Annotated in this window: 2 protein-coding genes and 1 pseudogene; all 3 read left to right on the forward strand. The window is 56.4% G+C overall.

Annotated elements, in window-relative coordinates:
* Positions 1-135: 135 nt before the first annotated feature.
* The 3 genes and pseudogenes from purH to CVT63_08185 all read left to right on the forward strand — a co-directional run bounded on the left by purH (position 136) and on the right by CVT63_08185 (position 4,123).
* Complete coding sequence (purH, locus tag CVT63_08175; GenBank protein PKQ27404.1) at positions 136-1,707, forward strand: bifunctional phosphoribosylaminoimidazolecarboxamide formyltransferase/inosine monophosphate cyclohydrolase; 1,572 nt, start codon at positions 136-138, stop codon at positions 1,705-1,707.
* 100 nt (positions 1,708-1,807) lie between these two features.
* Positions 1,808-2,581: a 4Fe-4S ferredoxin gene (locus CVT63_08180; GenBank protein PKQ27405.1), complete on the forward strand. Its 774-nt coding sequence runs from the start codon at positions 1,808-1,810 to the stop codon at positions 2,579-2,581.
* 148 nt (positions 2,582-2,729) lie between these two features.
* Positions 2,730-4,123, forward strand: a pseudogene (locus CVT63_08185) (IS4 family transposase).
* Positions 4,124-4,166: the final 43 nt, after the last annotated feature.

The following is a 4,166-nucleotide window of genomic DNA, read 5'->3' on the forward strand; positions in this document are numbered from 1 at the left end:
TCGCCCCCGGAAAATAGGGGCGCTGTCCCTAATTTTCCCTCCACTCCTCAGGATTTGCGCGCCTTGCCTGCGGAGCTTCTTACGAAGCCGCCAACTTTGGACTATCGATCATTGAATATAACAAAGGAGAAAAAAATGCGGTTGAACGAAATTAAACGGGTGTTGATCAGCGTTACGGATAAAGCGAGAATCGTCGATTTTGCCAGAGGACTGGCAGATTTTCAGGTGGAGATTTTGTCCACCGGCGGGACGGCGGCGCAGCTTCGGAAAAGCGGCCTTGCCGTCATCGATGTATCCGATTATACAGGGTTTCCTGAAATGATGGACGGCAGGCTCAAGACGCTGCATCCGAAGATTCATGGGGGCCTGCTGGCACTGCGCGATCATGCGGAACACATGCACGCCCTGAAGGAGCACGGGATCGGCCTGATCGACATGGTGGTCGTCAATCTCTACCAGTTTGAAAAGACGGTGGAGAAGGAAGGCTGCTCGCTGGAAGCGGCCGTCGAGAACATCGATATCGGCGGACCGACCATGCTGCGGGCCGCGGCCAAGAATTATCCCTTTGTCAGCGTCGTCACCGAGCCTGCCGATTACGACGCGATCCTGAAGGAAATGCAGGAAACCGGCGGAAAGATTTCCGAGGAGACGAATTTCCGGTTGGCCGTCAAGACCTTTCAACTGACCGCCCGCTACGACGGGGCCATATCCAATTATCTGGGCAAGCTTGGAGCCGACGGCAACGTCAGGAACCTCTTCCCCGAAACGTTCACCATGCAGTTTGCACGCGCACAGGATCTCCGCTATGGCGAAAATCCCCACCAGGCGGCCGCCTTCTACCGCGAAAATGACCCTCTTCTGTCGGCGGTTTCCAACGCCCGGCAGCTCCAGGGCAAGGAACTGTCCTACAATAACATCATGGACTCCGATGCGGCTTGGCAGGCGGTATCGGATTTTGAAAAACCCGCCGTCGTCATCATGAAGCACGCCAATCCCTGCGGCGCCGCCGTCACCGAGGGCGACTTGGCCGAGGCCTACCGGAAAGCCATGGAAACGGACCCCGTCTCGGCGTTCGGCGGAATTGTCGCCCTGAACCGGCCGGTGGACGGAAAAACGGCTGAGGAACTGGCGAAGACCTTTCTGGAAGTGATCATTGCCCCCGCTTTCGATGACGAGGCCAGAGCCATCCTGAGTTCCAAAAAGAACGTCAGGGTTCTGGAAATTCCGCTCGCCCCTGCAAAAGGTTCGGCCGGTTACGATTTCCGGCGCGTCGTTGGCGGCCTGCTCGTTCAGGACCGGGACCGCGAAGCATTCGATATCCGCAAGGCAAAAATCGTCACGAAACGGCGGCCGACGGAGGCGGAATACGCAGCCCTCGATTTCGCCTGGCGGGTCGTCAAGCACGTCAAGTCAAACGCCATCGTTTACGCCACAAAGGATCAGCTTGTCGGCGTGGGCGCCGGCCAGATGAGCCGCGTGGATTCCGTGAAAATCGCGAAGATGAAGGCCCAATTGCCCACACAGGGCGCGGTGCTGGCCTCGGACGCCTTTTTCCCCTTCCGGGACGGCGTCGATATGGCCGCCGCAGCGGGGATCACGGCCATTATCCAGCCCGGCGGCTCCATGCGGGACGAGGAAGCCATTCAGGCGGCCGACGAACACGGCCTGGCCATGATCTTTACGGGCGTCCGGCATTTCAAACACTGAACATGTTAACTCGCCTGCAGATTCTTTTACGAAGAATATTCAGGGATCTGTAGTTGTTTTTTTGACTGAATGTTCTGCATACCAAATACCGGGAGGCGTTATGAGCAGGGAAGAGATTCGACAGATGGGTTTATCTTGCGGGGCGGATGTCGTCGGCTTTGCGGCCGTCGAGGACTACAAATCGAAACGGGCGCCTGATCCTAAAACCATCCTTCCGGGAATCCGTTCCATGGTCGTGATGGGCTTCCGGGAACTGGACGGCGGCCTTGCATCGGATATCGGTCGGATCAGCATGCACAGCCGCCTCGGCCAAATGGACCAGACCAAAAGTTGCACCTTCCGCATGGCCAAGGCCATCGAGGACCGCTACAAGGTCAAGGCGGCGCCGATTCTGGCGTCCTATCCCTTGAACATGGCGGCGCCCTTCATGGGCCTGGTAGCTGACATTTCTCTGCGGCATGCTGCCGTGGCCGCAGGGCTGGGGAATTTCGGACGCCACAATCTCGTCATCTCGCCGCGCTTCGGCACGCGCATCATCTTTACGGCGATTCTCACGGATATGGTACTGGCCTCCGATCCGCCCGTCACGGAAGTCCTGTGCGACGAGTGCGGTCTTTGCGTCGCTTCCTGTCCCGCCAGCGCCTTGGACGAGGAAGGAAAAACGGAAGATTTGAAGTGCCTGCGGAACTCCCAGCCTTTCGGGATCGGCGGCGCCATCGGATTCATCCGAAAATTCACGGCTGCACCGCCGGAGCAGCAGAAGGCCATGATCATTGATCCCCGGTTCCTGAGCCTCTACCAGGCCTCGTTCATCGGATTCCAGTATGAATGCTTCCGCTGCATGGCCGTCTGCCCGGCCTGCGTCGATGCGTGATCGAGAAGGAAAGATTTAAAATTAGTATCTCAACTTTCGCAGGAGTTAAAAGTATGTAATATATTGTAATTATTAGTAGTATGGCGTCACAAAGTGTGATATATAGGTTTTGCTACCATAGAAAATCTTTATCCCACGAGGTGACGCCATGAGCCAGATTGTATCAGACATCGTTTCCTGTGAAAACAAGATTCATCAGTTCTTTCTCAATCAAAAAATCAAATCGGAAGCCTGCTGAAGCGAAGCAACGTCGACAAGGAGAAGGGCGTTTCTCCGGTCGCCGTGTTCCGGGTTCTCTTCACCCTGGTCTTTGCCGGAAAGAACCTGTTTCGCACGATGACGGCGGACAGAAGCTGCGGCATGGCCAAAGACACGGTGTATCGGTTTCTCAATTCGGTCCATACAAATTGGCGCAGATTCCTTCTGCTGTTGAGTTCCCGGGTGATCCGCGATGAGCTTTCGCCGCTGACCGGCGCCGCCAACATGAAGGTGCTCATCGCCGATGATACGCTTTATCGCCGCAACCGGAGCAAGCATGTCGAGTTGCTGTCGCGGGTCTTCGATCATACCGACAGGCGGTATTACCGCGGATTCAGGATGCTCACACTGGGGTGGTCCGACGGCATCAGCTTTCTGCCTGTTTCCTGTGCGCTGCTGGCGTCCAGCAAGGAAAAGAACCGGCTGGTTCCCTTGCGTACGGATCTTGACCGTCGCACCAATGGTGCGAAGCGTCGCCGGGAAGGCATCCGCAAGGCAACCGATGTCCTCGTCGAGATGGTGGCCGAGGCCGTTGCAAGCGGGATTCAAGCCCGTCACATTCTGTTCGACAGTTGGTTTGCCTTTCCCGCAACCATGAGGAAGCTGCTTGCCAAGGGGATGCATACTCTCTGCATGCTCAAGGTCACGGAAAAGATCTTCTATCGCTACGAGGGGGAATATCTCCATCTGGCGGCCATCTACAGAAAGATCCGCAAGCGACGAGGCCGCGCAAAGATTCTCGCCTCGGTCATGGTCGAGATCGGCGAGGATGATAAAGGCGTTCCCGTACAGGCAAAGATCGTGTTCGTCCGGGACAGGCGCACCAAAAAGTGGCTGGCCCTGCTGTCCACCGATACCGCCTTGGGCAACGATGAGATCGTCACGGCCTACAAACGCAGATGGGACATCGAGGTGTTCTTCAAGATGGCCAAGTCGTTTCTCAATCTTGCCAAAGAATGCCAGGGGCGGTCCTATGACGCTCTTGTCGCCCATGCCGCCGTCGTGTGCTGCCGATACATCATGCTGGCCCTCGCCAAGAGGACGAACCAGGACCCCCGAACGCTTGGGACCCTGTTTCACGCCTGTTGCGAAGAACTCCAGCAGGCGACCTTCGCTGAAGCGCTGGCCTTTGTGCTGATGCTTCTCGATCAGGCATTGGGCGCCGCCACAGAAATGACCAGGGAACTGATCCGGTCCCTGATCGACCGATTTCTCAGGGATCTACCGCCAATTTACGGGGCACGTTGGTTACTTGCATGGCAAAATAACCCCGCTTTTTGTTAAAGAACAGATACATAGAATCAATCAAACGTGTGCGAAAGTTGAG

It is taken from the genome of Candidatus Anoxymicrobium japonicum, from assembly GCA_002843005.1.
Lineage (GTDB): Bacteria > Actinomycetota > Geothermincolia > Fen-727 > Anoxymicrobiaceae > Anoxymicrobium > Anoxymicrobium japonicum.